14 protein-coding genes are annotated in these 20165 nt (G+C 50.5%); 7 read left to right on the top strand and 7 right to left on the bottom strand.

Going from position 1 to position 20165, the window contains the following annotated elements:
• Positions 1-5 precede the first annotated feature (5 nt).
• The gene (locus Q8O77_RS10445) at positions 6-2417 is read right to left on the bottom strand and encodes a TonB-dependent receptor (protein ID WP_305552804.1); all 2412 of its coding nucleotides are present in this window, start codon (positions 2415-2417) and stop codon (positions 6-8) included.
• Between the two features lie 399 nt (positions 2418-2816).
• On the opposite strand from Q8O77_RS10445, the gene Q8O77_RS10450 reads away from it, so the two are divergent.
• From Q8O77_RS10450 to Q8O77_RS10480, 7 genes are all read left to right on the top strand, one after another.
• On the top strand, positions 2817-3524 hold the full coding sequence (locus Q8O77_RS10450) for a DUF4386 domain-containing protein (RefSeq protein ID WP_305552805.1): 708 nt from the start codon (positions 2817-2819) through the stop codon (positions 3522-3524).
• On the top strand, positions 3521-4069 hold the full coding sequence (locus tag Q8O77_RS10455) for a hypothetical protein (protein ID WP_305552806.1): 549 nt from the start codon (positions 3521-3523) through the stop codon (positions 4067-4069). The genes Q8O77_RS10450 and Q8O77_RS10455 overlap by 4 nt, the downstream gene beginning before the upstream one ends.
• Before the next feature lie 205 nt (positions 4070-4274).
• Positions 4275-4571, top strand: a complete 297-nt coding sequence (locus Q8O77_RS10460) for a type II toxin-antitoxin system RelE/ParE family toxin (protein WP_305552807.1) — start codon at positions 4275-4277, stop codon at positions 4569-4571.
• A gap of 3 nt (positions 4572-4574) precedes the next feature.
• Positions 4575-4883 (top strand): addiction module antidote protein, encoded by a 309-nt coding sequence (locus Q8O77_RS10465; protein ID WP_305552808.1) that lies wholly within the window; start codon positions 4575-4577, stop codon positions 4881-4883.
• Positions 4884-5137: 254 nt separating this feature from the next.
• A complete protein-coding gene (locus Q8O77_RS10470) occupies positions 5138-6040 on the top strand; it encodes a hypothetical protein (protein ID WP_305552809.1) in 903 nt (300 codons plus the stop codon).
• Positions 6041-6266: 226 nt separating this feature from the next.
• Entirely contained in the window at positions 6267-6641 is a 375-nt protein-coding gene (locus Q8O77_RS10475; protein ID WP_305552810.1) for a DUF4440 domain-containing protein, read from the top strand.
• Between the two features lie 142 nt (positions 6642-6783).
• Complete coding sequence (locus Q8O77_RS10480) at positions 6784-7404, top strand: RDD family protein (RefSeq protein WP_305552811.1); 621 nt, start codon at positions 6784-6786, stop codon at positions 7402-7404.
• Positions 7405-7419: 15 nt separating this feature from the next.
• On the opposite strand, the gene rraA is transcribed toward Q8O77_RS10480, so the two are convergent.
• The 6 genes from rraA to Q8O77_RS10510 all read right to left on the bottom strand — a co-directional run bounded on the left by rraA (position 7420) and on the right by Q8O77_RS10510 (position 20163).
• Positions 7420-7902, bottom strand: a complete 483-nt coding sequence (gene rraA, locus Q8O77_RS10485) for a ribonuclease E activity regulator RraA (RefSeq protein WP_305552812.1) — start codon at positions 7900-7902, stop codon at positions 7420-7422.
• Positions 7903-8208: 306 nt separating this feature from the next.
• Positions 8209-9621 (bottom strand): FAD-dependent oxidoreductase, encoded by a 1413-nt coding sequence (locus tag Q8O77_RS10490; protein ID WP_305552813.1) that lies wholly within the window; start codon positions 9619-9621, stop codon positions 8209-8211.
• A 9-nt stretch (positions 9622-9630) separates the two neighbouring features.
• Positions 9631-14091 carry a glutamate synthase large subunit gene (gene gltB, locus Q8O77_RS10495; RefSeq protein ID WP_305552814.1) on the bottom strand — a complete coding sequence of 1487 codons (4461 nt, stop codon included), beginning with the start codon at positions 14089-14091 and terminating at the stop codon, positions 9631-9633.
• A 416-nt stretch (positions 14092-14507) separates the two neighbouring features.
• Positions 14508-15689, bottom strand: a complete 1182-nt coding sequence (gene iadA, locus Q8O77_RS10500) for a beta-aspartyl-peptidase (RefSeq protein ID WP_305552815.1) — start codon at positions 15687-15689, stop codon at positions 14508-14510.
• A 54-nt stretch (positions 15690-15743) separates the two neighbouring features.
• Entirely contained in the window at positions 15744-17228 is a 1485-nt protein-coding gene (gene yfcC / locus Q8O77_RS10505; RefSeq protein WP_305552816.1) for a putative basic amino acid antiporter YfcC, read from the bottom strand.
• Positions 17229-17286: 58 nt separating this feature from the next.
• A complete protein-coding gene (locus Q8O77_RS10510; protein WP_305552817.1) occupies positions 17287-20163 on the bottom strand; it encodes a TonB-dependent receptor domain-containing protein in 2877 nt (958 codons plus the stop codon).
• Between the last annotated feature and the right edge of the window lie 2 nt (positions 20164-20165).

Here is a 20165-nt window from a genome sequence, read left to right on the forward strand (position 1 = left end):
GCGATTTACCACGCATAATCCAGTCGCAGACCAATCAGCGGCTCCGCTTCGCTATCGTCCTGTACCAGCACGCCGCGGCGGTAGTCAAACTCGGTGTCGTCGCCCGACGACGCTGCCGTTACGTTGATCACATCGAGAAAGGCTGTGACATCTATCGGGCCAAAGGCGCGTCTGTAGTCAACGCGAACATTCAACAAGCCGGAACTGTCTTTGCGCCCGACATTGCGCTCTGTGATCTCTTTTGAGTAGCGCAGCGGTTGCCCGGGCCCCAATACGTCAGCGTGAATAATAAAGTTGTCATCCGGCCGGCCGGAAAGGTACTTGTAACGCCCGGCCACCTTCCAGCGGTCGCTGATCTCCCAGGTCAGGCCCAGGGTCGCCACATGCTTGCGGTTGAATTCAGCGGCTACGTCACCGCGGCCGTCTTTGCGATCGACCACGGCATCGTTGTAAGAATAGGTTGCGCTGGCGTACAGGCCTTCGAATATCGTACCGTTAACCACTATATCAACGCCATAGGAGCGGCCATCGCCAATATTGGCAAAGGTGCCGTTGGCCCGATCCAGGTCTACCACCAGGTTGTCGAGGTTTTGATAGTAGGCTTCGGTTAACACCGACCAATTGCTGTGCGGGAAATATTTAAAACCGACACTGCTGTGGATGATTTTTTCCGTCTCAAGCGTGTTTGACGCGTTAGCGGCCAGCTGTAAATACCGTGGTGACTGATGAAACAACCCGGCAGTGGCAAAATATCTCACCGTTTTACCCGGCCGCCAGTTAACGCTGAACCTGGGTGAGGCGAAGCTTTCGTCGGCAAAACCGTCGCGCTCAAGCCGCAAGCCGGTGCCAAAATCCCAGGCACCGCGCTGGAAAACCTGCTCTACGTAAGCGGCATAGCTGGTTTCTTTCTGCTTTATCGCAGAGTTAATGCTGCCTGGCTCAAGCACAATATAACGCTGCTGTGGGTCGGGTCTGAAATCGTCGTCGTCGTAGACAAAGCGGATCCAATCGCCGTCTAACACTGTGCTATAGTCCAGTTCAATTTGCGTTAGCTGAACACCGGCACTGAATACACCCCATTGATTCATTGTCTCAAAATCGCTGCGCCAGCCGATCTCCGTTTCAGCTTCAGCAATGGTAATAATGTCTTCCCGCACAGGAAAATCAGCTGCGGGTGAGCCCTCTGGTACCAGATCAGGAAAGGCTTCCCCCTCAGAGCTAATCTTGTCGCTGTTGCGGTAGTACAGCTTGTTGGTCCAGACAGCTGTTTCACCAATTAATGAGCGCAAGGTCAGGCCGTACAAGTCACTGTCTTGTTCGGCATATTGCAGCGCGGCATCTTCAAAATTAGGCGACTCAAAAACGTGCGTCACGTCGCGGCTGTAGTCCTCGTGGGTATCTATCAGCAGCACTTCCAGCGTATGGTTCTGGTTGAATGGTATTACCGACTTGACGATGATGTCCCTTAACACCGGCTCGCCAATGTCCAGCTCTTCAATGGTTTCAAACAACTTGCCAAAATCCAGCCGCCGCGCAGAAACCAGCATTGTTGCGTCATCGGTGATACCGGCAGGGCCGTCGTAACCCACTTCATAACCGGCCAGGTCGTAACGGAAACTGGCTGACGGGCCGGGATTACCATCGGCGACATCCAGTTTCAGTAGCGAAGCCGCGCGGCCACCATAAGCCGCACCCCAGCCACCGGGTGAGAAGTCGGCACCATTGATAACATTCGGCGCGAAAATCGAGAACCGGCCGCCACCACCGACATCTTCTTCTTCACCCAGGGTCGCATCAAAGTGCACCGCTTTATCAAACGGAAAGTCATCGACGAATAACAAGTTATCTCTCGGGCCACGGCCGCGTACACTAAAGCTGGCAAATTCACTGGCGGATGCCAGGCCGGGTAAACCGTCTAAGGAGAGCAGCGGATCGGCACCACCGCCGACAGCGCTTAGCAAGGTTTCTCTGTCGAGATAGGTGGAGGAACCTGACGCAAAGGTATTAGTTTGCTGTCCCCGAACCAGCACTTTCTCAATTTCCACTTCGCTGAGTTTGAATTCAACCTTGATATTTTTGCGCGTAATCACCCGCACACTTGGCTCATACACTACGGCAAACCCGCTTTTAGCCAGGTTTACCGAGTAAAGACCGGGTTCGAGCTGTTCAACGACGATACGACCTTGAGCGTCGGTTACTAAAGTTTGCGTTAAATTGCTTTGCCGTTTCGTCAGCGTGATCTGCACCTCTGCCACTGGCCGGTCAGTAAGCTGATTTTTGACGATGACAGTCAGCGCACCGGGTGCCTCTGCAGCACCGGCAAAAATGGGTAAAGCAAAAAGTGGCAAGCCAAGCAGCAGCCCCCACAATCTCAACCGTAGTCTAAACAACACTACCTTTGTTAGTTGCCTGTTCATATTGTTATTCCTCCAACTATCAGCCGTATTTATTTGATGAAACGCTGCGAGATTAGCAAAGCCATTGTGACTAAAAAGTCGCTGAAATGTGGAAGTGGTTGAATTTGTTCCGTGCTAAGCATAAAACCGGCCGGAGTAAATAAGCCGGATCGAGCATAGCAACAGCGCTTGGATAACTCAAACCAGCAGCCGGACAGTTATCCGGCCGATGATTCTTAATCAGAATTGCGTGAATAAAGTACTGGCAATGACTCTGAACCCATAGCGCCTTAATTTCTGACATCAGTTGTAACAATAACCCTATAGGCAAAAACCGCTTTTCGGTGCAGCATCTTAGCGGCAGCGGCAGCTGCTGCAGTGGCAGCGTTAAATCAGCTTATAAACAAGGACAGGTGAAACATGGGATCAGTCAGTGCCGCGGTGTCGCAGGGCTATGTGCGTTTTGCCGGCTGCTGTTATTTGTTAATTATCGGTTTAGGTTTGTATGCTGAAACACAAGTGCGTGGCAGCCTGGTTGTTGCCGGCGATGCCATAGCAACCGCAGCGCAAATTGGCGCGGCCCAGACGTTTTGGCGCAGCGGCATCGTTGCCGATCTGTGTATGCAGCTGTTGGACATCCCGATAATTGTGCTGTTTTATCTGCTGTTTAAGCCGGTTAATGCCGCGCTTAATCTAATGGCTACTGCGTTTAACCTGATGCAAACCGCGGTGCTGGTGGCCAATAAACTCTGCCTGGTGCTGCCGTTGCTGCTGTTAAGTGGCGCGGCGTATTTAAGCGCGTTTTCGCCGGAGCAGCTAAGCGCGCTGTCGTACACGGCAATACGGCTGCATAGCTATGGTTTTGCCATTGGTTTGCTATTTTTCGCGCTGGCCTGTGTTATCCGCGGCTATCTGATTATTAAATCGCAGCTATTCCCGAAAATACTGGGCCTGATGCTGGGCCTGGCCGGTGTCTGTTATCTGGTGAATACCCTGGCACTGCTACTTGCACCTGATTTTGCCGCTATGTTATTCCCATGGATCATGCTGCCGGTGTTAGTCGGGGAGTTATCGCTTAGCCTGTGGATGATAGTAAAAGGCGCAAACGTTAACGGGCCGGCACAATGAGCGCCTACCGGGTTTCACTGTGGTTGCCGCTGGTAGCCTTGCTGTTGGCAGCTATGCATCTGACGATAGAATATTTTTCAGCCGGGGTACAAAGCCATCATTTATTGAATGACGCCACGTTGCCGGCTATTTCAAACTGGTTTGAACTTATCACTTTACCGCTGCTGGGCTTAGCGCTGGCAACCTATGCGCAGCGCCAACCGGCGCATATAGCGCGCCTGGCGACAGTACCGGTCAGCTTATTGCCGGGGCTTATCGGCGCTGCCTGCTACGGTGCGGTGTTCGCCGCCAGTTTTGCACTGGGTTATATGACACTAACCACGCTGCTGTTTTTCGGTTTACTGCCCTGTGCCGTGTTGTTTCCGCTTTACCGGCTGCACTATATCAGCGGCTTTGTGGTGGCGATGACATTCACTTTCGGCGGTATTCTGCCGCTGATGATAGCTGCCGCGTTAGCGCTGCTGTCCTGGCTTAGCCGTTTTGTTATTGCAACTGTGGTAGCAGGTTGGCGTAAATACCGTATCAAGCCAGCACAACCGCTATAACGCGCGATTTAAATTCTTTGTGGTGAAAGGTTGTAAAGCAGCTTAGCGGATAGTGGGGCTAAAGCAAACGGCGCTGTTTAAAGGCAAAGATTAAACCTCAGGCTACGCCAGCCTAATCACGCATTGCGATAAACTCAGCCAACTTGCAAACTCTGGTCTGTTAACTATAGTTGACAATATTTATGGTGATAACTATAGTTCACGCATGATTGAAATTCGAACAACTGATGTCTTCAGAAAATGGTTTGACGGGCTAAAAGATCGGCGGGCAAAAGCCCGGATTCAGGCCCGAATAGATAGGGTAGAAATGGGGCATTTCGGTGATGTTGCCCCGGTTGGCGACGGTGTTAGTGAGCTGCGAATCTTTTATGGCCCTGGTTACAGGGTCTATTTCGTTCAAGCCGGTGACGTTGTTGTTATTCTGCTATCAGGCGGCGATAAAAGCACTCAGCAAGCCGATATCGTCAAGGCCAAAGAGATTGCCAAACAAGTAGAGGTGTAGGTTATGGCTATTAAAACCACGCGCTGGGACAGCGCAGAGCATTTAAAAACTGACGAAGATATTCAGCTATATCTTGAAGCCTGTATTGAAGAAGCAGGTGATGATCCGGCGTTTATCATCCATGCTTTGGGGGTGATCGCTAAAGCAAAAAATATGAGCCAGTTGGCGCGTGATACCGGCATCAGCCGCGAAGGTTTATATAAAGCCTTTTCGCCAGACGGCAACCCAACCTTTGCCACTGTAGCCAAGGTTGCTAAAGCGCTGGGGCTGCAAATTACTGTGCAAACTATCAATCAAGCCCAGCCTGGTTAGCCCAGCTTGGGCTGACGGCTATCAATATCAGCACGGGGCTTTGCCGATTTAAATACTTGACGGTGTTTAAGTTTAAGGTAACAGTGGTATAACTATCGGGACTGGGCTACTGGAGATGGCAAAAGCACGTGCTGCCCTGAGGTTTTGTGCAAAAAACCTGCTTCCTTGTCAAAATGCAAACTATGAAAATCAATAAGTTAGCGTTATGCTATCACTGTATATTACGGCGCAATATCATTCAGGTCTATTAGCTGATGCATGAGATTTCTATTTATTCCTCTCGGTTGAAAAAGGTGAAGATTGAACAGGATAAACTCCAAAAGTTAATTGATCACTGGCAGATCATCATGTCTACCTATGAGCTTTACCTGCAATATTCATTGGTTTGCTCTTCATTGGCAAACTTCAAAAAATTAATGTATGCAAGGGCAATTGATTTACATGAAATGCCGGTAGAACAGCAATTTGTTACAAGCTCTTCGTTTATTGAAGCTGAAAACTCTACTATGCATATGGTATCTTCTTTGCTCAAATTTACGGACTTACTGCCTTCTATCTACTCCAAATGTTTTCCTGAAAAACTTGATGTTTATGCTGAAACAACTACGGCTATAAGTTCTATTTATAATGAGTCGAACAGAAAGTATATGTTTTTATACGAGCTTCGGAATGCTATTGTTCATAACAAAGTGCTAATTACTGTAAGCCATGGTGGATCAAAAAAATTAATATCTCCACATTCGTGCATCCAAATAGGATATTACATAGACTTTGAAAAGTTCTGTGGTAAGCATGTCACGAAAAAACATAAACTTGCTAAGTTATTAGAAGCCAAAAATGAACTTTGCGACGAAAAAGGGCGCGTTGATCTTGCATTGATATTCACTGAAGTAATATCGGACTTATATCGAAAGCTTGTGGTGCCAATGCTCAAAGAACTTGAGCAACAGATCAATTTTTATAGTTCTGAAACTATAAAATACTTGGTTAATTCAGAGTTTATCAAAGAATCTGAACTTTCTTTACTTAATGTCGAATGTGAAAACCGATTGATTTATTCAACGTCTGTTCTTGGTCGTGTCCATGAGCTAAAGAAATCAATTTCATACCCAATTAACGGGTTATGCATTTTGATTGCGCCTTCAACTATTAAATAGCTAGCTCAGCCGCTGGCACTTTTACCCACTGAAAATGCCCACGCTGATATATCTTCGTTGACTTCGCATAAGAGCCCCCAGGGTCTTGCCTTTTGCCTTTGCTACGGAAGCGCGGGTGCTCATATCAAAGTCTTGGTATTATTATCTGCATAAACAACCTGATTTGAGGTAACACCACCCTGACCAGCGTTGACAACCTGACCGGCTTTACCGGAGCTTTTAAAAAATGCATAGCGACACCGTTAAACAGCAATTAATTGCGTTGGAACAGCTACTGGTGCAGCCCGCCACCCGGTTGTCAGCGGAACTGCTAAACCGCTATCTGGCTGATGATTTTTATGAGATTGCCGCTACCGGCCGCTGTTTTGGTAAAGTTGATGTGCTTGAGCGTCTACCAGCTGAAGCGCCGCCTGTTATTACTCAGCAAGATTTTAACTGCAGAGTCTTGGCCGATGGCCTGGCGCAGCTGACTTACCGCGCAACGATACAGCGTGCAGAAAACGAAAGCCCGAGTTACTCGATGCGAAGCTCTATCTGGCGCTTTGATGGTGAAAAATGGCAGATGGTTTTTCATCAGGGCACTGCTTGTGAGCCATTTTGAAATCGCTCTGAAAAAGTTAAAAGGGGCAGAGCAACATTAAGTAAGTTAAAGGCCTTTTAAACTAAAGTTTGTTTGCAGGAATGTTGTATTTTTGAGTGCAAATATTTAAAGTCGGAGGGTTGTAATACAAGGAGTAGCTGTTTTGGATATTAGCCCTGACTATAAAAACTACACATTAGAAGATTTATATAGTGCTGCCCGCTCAATAAATCAGGAAATGTTCCCGGAGCGAACTGCTCAAATTCATCAGTTGATAGCAGAGAAAGAAGCAGAGTTAGCTGCAAATAGCTCAGCGCAGAACGATGCGGATAATACACTGGCGACAAGAACGCACCGGTTTTGGGGTGCCATCATAGATATGGTGTTGCAAATAATATGCACAATTCCTTTCTTCTGGTTTGTCGGCTGGGAGCGGCTGCAGCAGCTTACACCTTGGTTAATGTTGGCAGGTTTAGTGTATGGCGTTGCAGTGTATTTATTGTTGCATGGTTATCTGTTGCATAAATATGGCCAAACGATTGGTAAAGCCGAGTTTGGTATGCGGATTGAAACCTTAGATGGGAAACAGGCAACATTGTCGCATGTGATGTTGTGGCGTTATCTGCCAACAATTCTGTTTTCTTATGTGCCTGCGATAGGTCAGTTTCTGGCGGGGTTAGTCAATCCGCTGTTTATCTTTGGCAAAGAAAAGCGCTGCTTGCACGATTACATTGCCAAGACCCGGGTATCCTATATCTCTAATGCTGAAAGCATGACTGAATAGAAATGAACGCCCTGCTTACAGCAGGGCTTTAGTCGCCACCAACACGCCATTATTATCCGCATACACAAACTGGCTGGGGATAAAATCTACTCCGGCAAACGTCACTGTCAGGTTGATATCACCTAAATCGCGCTTGTCGGTTTTCATTGGGTGAATACCCAGCGCCTGCACGCCAAGTGCGGTTTGGCGTATTTCGTCTATATCGCGTATACAGCCGTTGATAATAATACCCTCCCAGCCGTTTGTTGCCGCTTGCTCTGCTAGCATATCGCCCAAAAGTGCATGGCGCTTAGAGCCGCCACCGTCTACTACCAGCACCTTGCCGTTGCCCGGTGTGGCTACCAGTTGCTTTACCTTGGAGTTATCTTCAAAGCATTTAACCGTAACAATTTGCCCGCCAAAGGCGGTTTTGCCACCGTAGTTTTGAAAGATCGGCTCAGCTACACGAATGTAAGCCGCATGGGCGTCGCATAAATCGGGTAGGGTGAATGGGGGCATGGTTGGATTCCTTTGGTATCGTGGTGCGTCGGGTTTTGCGTATAGCTCGAACCGGTTTGCCCGCTTTTTGAACCTGCAACCGGAAACGATAAAGCGAGATTAGGCTTACTCTAAGCTGACCGTTGAAGCCCCGGACGGGCTGAGACGAGCCCCCAGGGATGGGTTTACGGCGTGTCAGCGTGGGTAAGCCGGTTCGAGCATTTCTCCTGGGCTGACGGCTTAATCCCGCTTTAACTGTCCGCTGCTGCAGATGGTAAAAGCATCAAGCAGAAGCGGACGTTACAACAGCTGTTTATACTTCCAAGCTTATACTTCTAAGTAATCCAGTATGCCCTCGGCGGCTTTACGGCCCTGGGCGATAGCGGTTACTACCAAATCTGAGCCTAATACCATATCGCCACCGGCGAAGATCTTATGCTCGTTGGTTTGCATAGCAAAGGTACTCTTTTCGCTGGCGATAACGCGGCCTTTAGCGTCGAGCTCAACACCCATATCCACCAGCCACTGTGGCGGGCTGGGCTGAAAGCCAAAAGCTATTACGACTGCATCGGCCGCCAATATCTGCTCGGAGCCGGCTACCGGCTGCGGGCTTCTGCGGCCTTTGGCATCGGGTGCGCCCATCTCGGTAGTTACTACCTTAACGCCGCACACCTTGCCATTGCTGTCTACTTCGATACCCAGCGGTTGTAAGTTAAACAAAAACTCCACGCCTTCCTCGCGCGCGTTTTGTACTTCTTTGCGCGAACCCGGCATATTGGCTTCGTCGCGGCGGTAGGCGCAGCTCACTTTGGTTGCGCCCTGGCGGATGGAAGTGCGTACGCAGTCCATTGCCGTGTCGCCACCGCCTAATACCACTACGGTTTTATCTTTTAAGCTGACATAGGGATGTTCAGTCTGCCAGCCCATCAGGTTATTGATATTGCCGATTAAAAACGGCAGTGCTTCATACACGCCCGGCGCTTCTTCATTGACCAGGCCGCCTTTCATTGGCGTATAGGTACCAAGCGCTAAAAACACCGCGTCATATTCGCTTAGCAGGCTGTCAAAGCTGACATCGACACCGACGTTAGTGTTTAAGCGAAACTCGATACCCATGTCAGTGAAGATTTCACGGCGCAGGCTTAGCACGCTTTTTTCCAGCTTAAACGGCGGTATGCCAAAGGTTAACAGGCCGCCGATTTCCGGATAGCGGTCGAACACCACCGGAGTTACGCCGTTACGCACCAGTACGTCGGCACAGGCCAAACCGGCCGGGCCGGCGCCGATCACCGCCACGCGGCGCTCGGTTTTTACCACCGCCGATAAATCCGGCCGCCAGCCCATTTCAAAGGCTTTATCGGTAATGTATTTTTCAATACTGCCGATGGTTACCGCGCCAAAACCTTCGTTTAGCGTACAGGCACCTTCGCAGAGGCGGTCTTGCGGGCACACGCGGCCGCATACTTCCGGCAGGCTGTTGGTTTTGTGTGCCAGTTCGGCTGCTTCAATAATTTTGCCTTCGTTGGCCAGCTTTAACCACTGCGGAATATAGTTATGCACCGGGCACTTCCATTCGCAGTAAGGGTTGCCGCAATCGAGGCAGCGATCAGCCTGGCCTTCTACCTGGGTGTTGGTCATCGGCTGATAAATTTCAACGAACTCTATAGTGCGTTCGTGGTGTGAGCGTTTTGGCGGATCAATCCGTTTTACGTCAATAAACTGGTATACATTCTGTGCCATAACTCTTCCCTACATCGCCTGAACCCGCAGCTCGGCTGACGAGCGTGCGCGGTGTCCCAGCAAGGTGTTTACATCGCTGGTTTTTGGTTTTACCAGCTTAAATTGACTTAAATAACGGTTAAAGTCGTTTAAGATCTTCTGCGCTTTTTCGCTGCCGGTTTCTTCTACGTGCTGGTGCAACAGGCTACGCAGGTGCTCCTGCAGTATCGGTGTGCTGACTTCTAACGCCTCTACCAGCTCGGGGTTTAACCGCAGCTCTAAATCGTTTTGCTCATCGAGTAAATAAGCAAAGCCGCCTGTCATACCGGCACCAAAGTTCACCCCGGTACAGCCCAGCACCACAACCACGCCGCCGGTCATATATTCGCAGCAGTTATCGCCGGTGCCTTCTACCACAGCTAAAGCGCCCGAATTTCGCACAGCAAAACGCTCGCCCACCTGGCCTGCGGCATACAGCCGGCCGCCGGTGGCGCCATACAGGCAGGTATTGCCGGCAATGGTAAAACCGTTTTTGGCAAAGCTGGCGCCTTTGGCCGGGAAAATAGCCAACTGGCCGCCGGTCATGCCTTTACCTACGTAATCATTGGCATCGCCCTGCAGCGACATATGCAGGCCACCGGCATTCCACACACCAAAGCTTTGGCCGGCGGTGCCGGTAAAGCGGATGCGGATAGGGTCGGTTGCCATGCCCTGGTTGCCGTGCTGGCGGGCAATAAAACCCGACAGCGCCGCGCCGACTGAACGGTCGGTATTGCGGATACTCAGGTTTAACCGGCCACCGCTTTTATGCAGTACCATTTGCTCGCAGCGTTTTACCAGTTCTTGGTTTAACTTGCCTTCGTCAAACGGTGTATTGTTTTGCACACAAAACAGCGCCTTGTCAGATTTCACGCCGCTGGCTTGCAATATCGGCGTTAAATCTAAGCGGGCTTGTTTTTGCGTTTCGCTGTCTTTTAGCGCCAGCAAATCGGTGCGGCCAATCAGTTGCGTTAGCTCAGTAACACCCAGCTGTGCCATCAGCTCGCGCACTTCAAAGGCCAAAAACTTAAAGTAGTTCATCACCATTTCCGGCAAGCCGGTAAAGTGATCGCGCCTAAGTGTGGCATCCTGGGTTGCCACGCCGGTGGCGCAGTTATTTAAATGGCAAATACGCAGGAACTTACAGCCCAGCGCCACCATAGGGCCGGTACCAAAGCCAAAGCTTTCGGCACCTAAAATCGCCGCTTTAATCACATCAAGCCCGGTTTTTAAACCGCCGTCTACCTGCAGCCGTACGCGGTCGCGCAGGCCGTTTTCGACTAAGGCCTGATGCACTTCAGCTAAACCTAACTCCCACGGGCTACCGGCGTATTTCACCGAAGTTAACGGGCTGGCACCGGTGCCGCCGTCGTAACCGGAGACGGTGATGAGGTCAGCATAGGCTTTGGCCACCCCGGCGGCGATGGTGCCGATGCCGGGCTCCGACACTAGTTTTACCGAGATCAGCGCCTGCGGATTCACCTGCTTTAAATCGAAGATCAGCTGGGCTAAATCTTCAATCGAGTAAATATCGTGGTGCGGCGGTGGTGATATCAGCGTTACGCCGGGCACCGAGTAGCGCAGCCGGGCAATTTCGGCGGTAACTTTTTCACCCGGTAACTGGCCACCTTCGCCGGGCTTAGCGCCCTGGGCCACTTTGATTTGAATAACTTCAGCATTCACCAGGTAATGCGGCGTTACGCCAAAGCGACCGGAGGCGACCTGCTTAATTTTCGAGTTTTTCTCGGTGCCAAAGCGGCGTGGATCTTCACCGCCTTCACCCGAGTTAGACCGCCCGCCGAGGCGGTTCATTGCTATGGCTAAGGCCTCATGCGCTTCCGGGCTTAAGGCTCCGATAGACATCGCCGCGCTGTCAAAGCGAGGGTAGAGGTTTTGCTCGCTTTCTACCTGCTCCAGCGCCACCGGCGTGCTGCCCGCCAGCTTAAATAAGTCACGCAAATGCGCCACCGGCCGCTGGTTTACAATACTGCTGTACTGCTGATAATCCTCATACTTGCCCGAGCGCACGGCTTTTTGCAGTGTTTGCACCACATCCGGGTTGTAGGCGTGGTATTCGCCATCATGTACGTATTTTAATAAGCCACCGTGGTTTAGCGGCTTACGTTTTAACCAGGCTATTTTGGCCAGTTGCTGCACGTCTTGTTCAAAGTCGCTAAAGCCAGCGCCGCCCAAACGTGAGGGGATATCAGCAAAACACAGCTGCATTACGGCTTTATCAATGCCGACGGCTTCAAACAGGTTAGAGCAGCGATAGCTGGCCACTGTTGAAATGCCCATTTTCGACATAATTTTGTACAGGCCTTTATTGATGCCTTTACGGTAGTTCAGCACCGCCTGGCGTGCGGTGAGGTTAATCACGCCTTTTTCTACCAGTTGCTCTACCGTTTCATACGCCATAAACGGATAAATGCCGGTGGCACCTAAACCAATTAATACCGCGAAATGATGTGAGTCACGCGCTGAGGCGGTTTCAACAATAATGTTCGAATCACAGCGCAGCTGAGCATTAACTAAGGCATGTTGTACCGCGCCTACTGCCATCGCCGCAGGAATGGGTAACTTGCCCTGCTCAATACGGCGGTCGGTTAACATTACCAGCACCACGTTGTTATCGCGCACGGCGCTGATCACATCGGCGCATAATTGCTCTACCGCTTGCTCAAGGTTAACGGCCGCCGGATCGAAGTTCAGCGAAAAAATCTGATGCTTGTAATACTTTTCATCAGCTTGTTTTAGCTGCTTTAAGTCGGAGTACATCATTACCGGCGATTCAAACTGAATACGTCTGGCGTAACCGGCAGTTTCTTTAAATACGTTATGCTCGCGGCCGATGCTGGTGGCCAGCGACATTACATGCGATTCACGCAGTGGATCGATTGGCGGGTTAGTGACCTGAGCAAACTGCTGGCGGAAGTAATCAAATAAGGTGCGTGGCTTGCGCGATAATACCGCCATCGGCGTATCATCGCCCATAGAGCCCACCGCTTCCTGGCCGTCTTTGGCCAGTACCGTCATTACCTGATCAATTTCTTCATAGCTGTAGTTAAACAGCTTGTGGTACACCAGCATGTCATCATCGGAGAATACCCGTTTGCCGATTAAATCTGTTTCGTATTTCTCGTACGGCACCAGCCGCTGCACGTTGGCATTTAGCCAGTCACGGTAGGTGTGGCGCGCCATTAAGTCGGCATCTATTTCATTGGAACGCCAGATTTTGCCGGTGGTGGTATCTACCGCCAGCATTTCGCCCGGGCCAACGCGGCCTTTTTCTACCACTTCATCCGGGGTGTAATCCCAAATGCCGACTTCAGATGCTAAGGTGATCAGCTTATCGCGGGTAATAACAAAGCGGGCAGGGCGCAGGCCGTTACGATCAAGATTACAGGCCACATGCTGACCGTTGGTCATCACGATACCGGCCGGGCCGTCCCACGGCTCCATATGCATGGAGTTAAACTCGTAAAACGCCTTTAGGTTGTCATCCATCACGCGGTTGCCTTGCCAGGCCGGCGGCACTAACAAACGCATGGCACGGAATAAATCCATGCCGCCGGCTAATAACAGCTCCAGCATATTGTCCAGCGAGCTGGAGTCGGAGCCGCTTTGGCTGACAAAGGGCGCCGCATCGTGTAAATCACTTAACAGCGGCGAAGAGAACTTATACTGCCGTGCGCGGGCCCATTGGCGGTTACCTGTAATGGTATTAATTTCACCATTATGGGCTAAAAAGCGAAACGGCTGCGCCAATTGCCAGCGCGGCATGGTATTGGTAGAAAAGCGCTGGTGGAACACGCAAATGGCGGTTTCCATGCGGATATCGGCTAAGTCGAGATAATAACGCGGCAAATCGGCCGGCATCATTAAGCCTTTAAATACGGTAACTAATGACGAGAAGCTGGGGATATAAAAGTCAGCATCGTCGCTCAATTGTTTTTCAATACGGCGGCGCAGCATATACAGCCGGCGTTCTAAGTCGTGATCGCCCCAGCCGTGCGGCGCATTCACTATAACCTGCTCAATGGTGGGCATAGAGCTGAGCGCTAACGGGCCCAGCACACTGCTGTCTATCGGCACGGTGCGCCAGGCAACCAGGGTCAGGGTTTCGCGGGCAATTTCCTGCTCGATAATTTTTTTCGCTAAGGCGGCTTTTACCGGGTCCTGGCTGAAGAAAATCATGCCGACGCCGTATTTCTTTGCCAGATTCCAGCCATTTTCTTCGGCTATAGCGCGGAAGAAACTGTCCGGTTTTTGCATTAATAAACCACAACCATCACCTGTTTTACCGTCGGCAGAAATACCGCCGCGGTGCTGCATACGGTCAAGGCCGTTTATTGCGGTTCTGACGATCCGGTGGCTGGCCGCGCCCTCCAGATGTGCGATCAGACCGAAGCCACAGTTCTCTCTTGCCTGACTGTGCTGATACAACGCCATGACTAACCTCCACACTTGTCCTGATATTTAAATAAATATTTATTATTCTTGAATTATTATTCTAATTTTTGATTTTGCTGCTGCTGAAAGAAAATAACGGTTACTCTTTCAGAGGTCAATGCGTTGTAGAGTATTTGCTCTGGAAATGTTTAGCCATCTAAACGTTCAAGAGTGAACAGGTATACCGCTATTTAAGCGAAAATGCAAGCTGACTTTGTAGCGAGCAGGGGGTGAAATGTCGCAGAACTAAAACCGGCAAAAATGAAAATAAATTACATGAATTGGCGATATTTTTACCAATGATACCCGTGGCAGCAATAAAAAAAGCTGCCGCAGCAGCTTTTTAGCGTCGATAGCTATGGCAGAAGGTGCCATATTTATGCGAATTTGTCTTATTTGCTTTTAGCGCAGTGGTTTCAGCGTTCAAAGGTACCTTTTACCAGCGCCTCACCCTGTTGTACCAACAGTTTACCTTTGGCAATAACGCTGTCGATGGCCAAATCGTCGCGGCGCAGCAACACTATATCGGCATCCAGCCCGGCGGCAATACGGCCTTTGCCTGTTAAGCCCAATATTGCTGCCGGAGCTGCCGTAATGCTGCAAACAGCGTCTGTGATAGCGACCTTATGCTGTGTTATCGCTTCGCGGGCGGCCTGATACAGGCTTTGTACTGTACCAACCTGTAAGCCAAGTAATACGCCATCATCATTGTAGATCGGCAGGCTGGCATTGCCATCCGAGCTTAGCGTGAGCTGCATCGGGCTGATACCAAATTGCAGTGCTTCGGCCAGCGCCGCCGCGGCTGCCACTTCACCGTGTTTTAAGTCAAAGTCGGTGGTGCTGGTGGTAAAGTCAATTACACCGCCTTTAGTGGCAAACTCTAACCCGGCTTCAAACACGCGGCGGTTACGGTTCATATGGGTGGGGTAGAATTGTTTCAGCTTTAACTCAGTGCCGGCTACCGCCTGATAAACAGGCTGCAAAATGCGCTCGCCGGCACCCATATGCACACTGACAATACCGCTTTTACCCGACAAGATACCGCCGACCCGCGCTGCTGCTGCCACTTTGCGGATTTCATCAGTGGTGGGCTGCGATGAGCGGTGATCGCTGATGGCAATTTCGCCGACACCGATAAACTTGTCGATCAAAATTAAATCGTCAGTGATGCTGCCGGTAAGGGTACGGCAGGGTATTTCGTACGAGCCGGTATGGCAGTAGGTGGTAATGCCTTCAATATCCAGCGCATGGGCTTTAGCCAGCAGGTTGGTGAGGGTGCGGGTGGTAGCGTCGGTGCCCAATACGCCAACGGCAGTGGTAACACCGCCCAAGGTGGCATCGGTTAGTTGCATTTCCGGGGTGCGGGTAGCAAAACCACCTTCGCCGCCACCGCCGATAAAATGCACTAACGAGTCAACAAAGCCCGGAGTTAAATAAAAATCGCTGCCGTCAATCACCGTTACCGGCAGGTTGCTGCCGGCGAGGTTAAAGTCGCTGCCGATGGCGGCAATACTGCCACCGGCTATCACTACGTCCATTTTGCCCAGTGGCTGTGGCGAGAGCACTTCGGCATTTTTTATCAGTATGATTGCGTGCAAATTTGCGTTCAAAACTTGTTTCAAAATAATAACCTCAAAGCAGCCGCAGTGCGGCTATTGGTAACCTATGGCCACGGCCAATAGCATAAAGGCGCTGGCTATAGCGAACAGCCATAGCTGCAATTTCCAGACAAAGCGAAACCATACCGTCCAGTCAACCCGCACCACGCCCAGACAGCCGATTAAGGCGGCAGAAGTGGGGATAATGCAGTTGGTTAAGCCATCACCCAGTTGAAAAGCTAATACCGCAATCTGGCGCGAAAGTCCGACTAAATCGGCCAATGGTGCTATCAGTGGCATAGTCAGTGCCGCCTGGCCGGAGCCGGAGGCAACAAAGAAGTTAATCACCGACTGGATAATCAGCATTAGCCAGGCCGATAGGTAAGCCGGCAAGTCACCCAGTGCCTGGCCGGAGTAATACAGCAAGGTGTTTAGCACTGACGGAGATTCAGGGCTATCGCCGCCGAGCAACAGCACTATACCTTTGGCCATACCGACGATAAGCGCCGCCGGTAACAGCTCTGCCGCGCCGTGTTTAAAGCCATCGGCGGCTTCATTCATGCTCAGGCGTTTGCCAAGCACGGCAATAACGGCAATTACAATACCGAGGGTAAAAAACTGGCTGGCAATTTCCGGAATATAGTAATGTCGTACTGTTACGCCCCAGATGATCCAGATTAAGCCGGCAAAAAACGCCAGCAGAATTAGCGTATCAAGCAGGCTGTAGTCGTTTTTGGCATCGGCGCTTTGCTGTGCCCGCAGCTTCTGATCTGTAGCATAGCTTAGCGACAGCTCAGGCCTGGCTTTCACCTTAGCGGCGTAGCGCATGGTAAAAACAATGCCAAACAGCGTGAATACCGCCCACATAACAATGCGCAAATCGCTGCCTGACAGTAGCGGAATTTCGGCAATGCCCTGAGCAATAGCCACGTTAAACGGGTTCATCCAGGAGGTGGCAAAACCAATTTGGGTGGCAACGTAGGTAACCAGCACCGTGGTTATTGCGTCATAACCCAGCGCCAGCATCAGCGGCAGCAGCACGATACAAAAGGCGATAGCTTCTTCGCCCATACCAAATACCGCACCACCTAAAGAGAACAAGCCAAACATCAGCGGAATAAACAAAAACTGCATGCTTTGGGTTTTGCCAATCAGCGCCAGTATGCCGTTATGAATAGCCCCGGTTTTCATAATAATGCCAAAGGCACCACCGGTGAGCAGAATAAAGGCGACTACGCCAATAGCCGAGCCCCATTTATTGCCGGACACCAGGCCTTCAAAGGCATAGTTAAAAAAGCCAATACCACCGCCTTCAGCAAACAGCGGCACACCTTGCTGGCTGTCGGTATGCAGCGTAAAGCTGTTGGGGTCTATCTTGCCCTTAAGTTTGGCCGCGCCCTCTGCTACAGGTGCGGGTTCAGTAAGCGTAAAAGAGCCGGCCGGTACCAGGTGCGAAGTTATAGCAGCCAGTATCATCACAAAGAACAGGATGACAAAGGCGTCCGGCATCGATACCGGTTTTTTGGTTACGGTAGACATATAAAAGCCTTGGGATCTGTTGAATTATCGGGGGGAGTATGGCTCCCCCCGGCTGATTTTAGAAGCGATAGGTTGCCAGTACGCGGTAGTTACGGCCCATAACGTCATGGTTAATAAAATCGACGTCTTTATAGCGGCCATAGACAAATGGTGGATCGCGGTCCAGCACATTATCGATATTCAGGCTGACCGTCAGGCTGTCTGAAATATCATAGCCAAAATTGGCATTAACTTTGGTCCATGACGGCACACGGCGGTCAATGGCGACACCTTGCTCAGCCAACAAGTCTATGTCTGACGGTTCCAACAGCGCGATTTCATCCTGGTAATCACTGGTGTAATTAACACTAATGCCACCAAACCAGTTATCGCCACTGAAACGCAGTTTCATACTGGCTAACAGTTTTGGATAACGGAAGCTGCCGGCCAGTTGTTCGGTACCGGAAAACGCGGTGCGATCGCGGGTAAAGCTCATCAATTTGGTAACGTCGGCACTGAAGCGGACTACCGCCCAATCGCTGTCAAAACGCTGGCTATAGGTAAAATCGATACCTTTAGTTTGTTGGTTGCCGGTGTTTTCCAGCATTAATATATGGTCGCGAAACAACGGCAGACTGGTGGCGCGGGTATCAACATCTTGCCAGTCAGCAAGCACCTGGTTTAAATCTTCGGTGAAGCCGGAGGCCAGGCCCAGCTCATCACACATTTCCGGGTCAAAAGAGATACCTGTTTGGTCTGCGGGTACCAAGCCGCAGAAGCGTAGGTCTGATTCAGTAAGAGTGCGTACCAGCATCGACTCTAAGTCTGTACCGATAATCTTTTTATGATCAAATTGCCAGTAATCTGCGGTAAAGGTGATGTCGCGTGTCGGGCTCCAGGCAAAACCGGCACTGATCGATTCGGCTTCTTCCGCTTTCAGGTTAGGATTGCCAAACTCCAGCGTGTTAGGGGTGATTTCACCACCAACCTCACCGCCACAAAACAGCTCAGCAAATTCCGGCAGACAGCGAGCTGTTGTGCTGGTAGTACGAAGTTCGACACCGGCCTGTGTCAGCGAAGGAGCCCTGAACGATGTGGCCCATGAAGAACGCAGTACCAAGCTGTCAGCCGGACGCCAGGTCAGGCCCACTTTAGGGTTTACGCTGCTGCCAAAGTCGTCGTAGTTGTCATAACGTGCTGCCAGTTGCAAATCGACAGTCCCGGTAAGTGGCACAAACAATTCGGCAAAGGCAGCCCACTGTTTACGTTCTGCGCTGGACTTGCTTGAGCCGAAGCCGATAACATCGACCAGATAGTCGCGGTCAAAACGTGACTGAGCTATTAAATCAGGATTATCACTCAGTTTCTCCTGCCGGTATTCCACGCCAAAAGCTGAAGCAACGACACCTGCAGGCATTTCCCACAAATCACCATTAAAACGCAGGTCGGCGCTTAACACCTCCGATTTACCCTTGCGCGACGGGTTTTCTGCAATTAACTGCAGTACGTCTTCGTTGCCGGTCTGGCCACCAAAGGGGTTGAACCACAAGCCGCCATCATCTGGTGAACAGGTGGTGCTGCCATCGGCACATAGTTCGCCAAACAAGGCGGCATTAAATTTGTAGCGATTGTAAATGCCGGCCAGTGCGTTTTGCTCCGACTCACTGCGCGAATACATAACTGCGCCTTCCCATTCAAAGTCACCAACCTCACCTTGCAATGCGGACACAAAACGCAATGCTGTGGTTTCATTCTCAATCTGCCTTGGAGCCAGAAAGCGGCCGCGTAATTCAACAACATCAACGTCGTTACCATTAGGGCTGGCTTCAAAGCCCGGATAAATCAGTGACACCAGTTCTGAATTGTTCTGAATAAAAGGGTTGTCGAAGGCAGCAAACAGCCAGTTGCTTTGATCCTGCAGATTAGTGAAGTTAGCCGGTGTGCTTTGTGCGGTTGATTTGGTGCGGCTGATGAAAAACTCATTCGACCAGCGTAACGTATCGAGCTCAGTGTTAAACATAAAGCCGCCTGAAGCTGATTCCAGCGCAGGTCGGATCAGCATATCCTGATTTGGATTATAACCGCAGGCTGTATCGCCAAACTCCGGATCGGTAACTACAATCAGTTCCGCCGGGCATGCAGGATCCGGGAAGCCAACATATTCATCTGATACCGGGTCTAAAAAATCTGAAGTGGTATAACGCACACTGGCAAACTGACCACGGGTAGATAATGACCATGTTTCGTCAGTCATATCCCTGTCGCTGTAAGCAAAGTCATTACGATCAAAGTAATCGGCAAACATGGTGAGATTGCTGTTGCCGAAGCTTTTACCCCAGATCAAATTAATGCCGGTTTTGCCTTCATCAGAGCTCGCCATGGAGTTGCCATAGCTTAGGTCCAGCTCTGCGCCGTCAAAATCTTTTTTAAGTACATAGTTAATTACCCCGGCAACGGCATCCGCGCCGTAAATAGCGGATGCGCCGGTGGCCAGAATTTCAACCCGTTCAATGGCTGATACCGGAATAGAGTTAATATCGACAAAGTTTTCGGTACCGGCTGCAAAGGATGATGCAGCAACCCGACGGCCGTTGATCAGGGTAAGGGTAGAAGAAGGACCTAAACCCCGTAACGATGCAGCAGCTTGACCGGCAGGCGTGTCGTTAGATGCAGTACCACTTTCTGATGTGGAGAAAGTGCCTGAACCGCCGCGCAGTTGGCCGACGTCTTTTAGTAAGTCGTACACTGTGCTGGCGCCGGAGTTTTTAATATCATCGGCAGAGATAATGACCAGCGGTTGCGTACCTTCAAGGTCGACACCTTTGATACGTGAACCGGTCACTTCAATCTTTTCAATTTTTTGCTCTTCTTTTGCTACTTCTTCAGCAGAAAAAACAAAAGGGCTAACGAAAAAGCTGCCGGCAACTGCCAGCGCTAAAGGAGATAACTTGCGCATAG

It is taken from the genome of Rheinheimera sp., assembly GCF_030690345.1.
Lineage (GTDB): Bacteria > Pseudomonadota > Gammaproteobacteria > Enterobacterales > Alteromonadaceae > Alishewanella.

Coding starts and splice junctions, on each gene's coding strand:
- Q8O77_RS10445 (WP_305552804.1), bottom strand. CDS start 2,417: ATGAACAGGCAACTAACAAAGGTAGTGTTGTTTAGACTACGGTTGAGA.
- Q8O77_RS10450 (WP_305552805.1), top strand. CDS start 2,817: ATGGGATCAGTCAGTGCCGCGGTGTCGCAGGGCTATGTGCGTTTTGCC.
- Q8O77_RS10455 (WP_305552806.1), top strand. CDS start 3,521: ATGAGCGCCTACCGGGTTTCACTGTGGTTGCCGCTGGTAGCCTTGCTG.
- Q8O77_RS10460 (WP_305552807.1), top strand. CDS start 4,275: ATGATTGAAATTCGAACAACTGATGTCTTCAGAAAATGGTTTGACGGG.
- Q8O77_RS10465 (WP_305552808.1), top strand. CDS start 4,575: ATGGCTATTAAAACCACGCGCTGGGACAGCGCAGAGCATTTAAAAACT.
- Q8O77_RS10470 (WP_305552809.1), top strand. CDS start 5,138: ATGCATGAGATTTCTATTTATTCCTCTCGGTTGAAAAAGGTGAAGATT.
- Q8O77_RS10475 (WP_305552810.1), top strand. CDS start 6,267: ATGCATAGCGACACCGTTAAACAGCAATTAATTGCGTTGGAACAGCTA.
- rraA (WP_305552812.1), bottom strand. CDS start 7,902: ATGCCCCCATTCACCCTACCCGATTTATGCGACGCCCATGCGGCTTAC.
- Q8O77_RS10490 (WP_305552813.1), bottom strand. CDS start 9,621: ATGGCACAGAATGTATACCAGTTTATTGACGTAAAACGGATTGATCCG.
- gltB (WP_305552814.1), bottom strand. CDS start 14,091: ATGGCGTTGTATCAGCACAGTCAGGCAAGAGAGAACTGTGGCTTCGGT.
- yfcC (WP_305552816.1), bottom strand. CDS start 17,228: ATGTCTACCGTAACCAAAAAACCGGTATCGATGCCGGACGCCTTTGTC.
- Q8O77_RS10510 (WP_305552817.1), bottom strand. CDS start 20,163: ATGCGCAAGTTATCTCCTTTAGCGCTGGCAGTTGCCGGCAGCTTTTTC.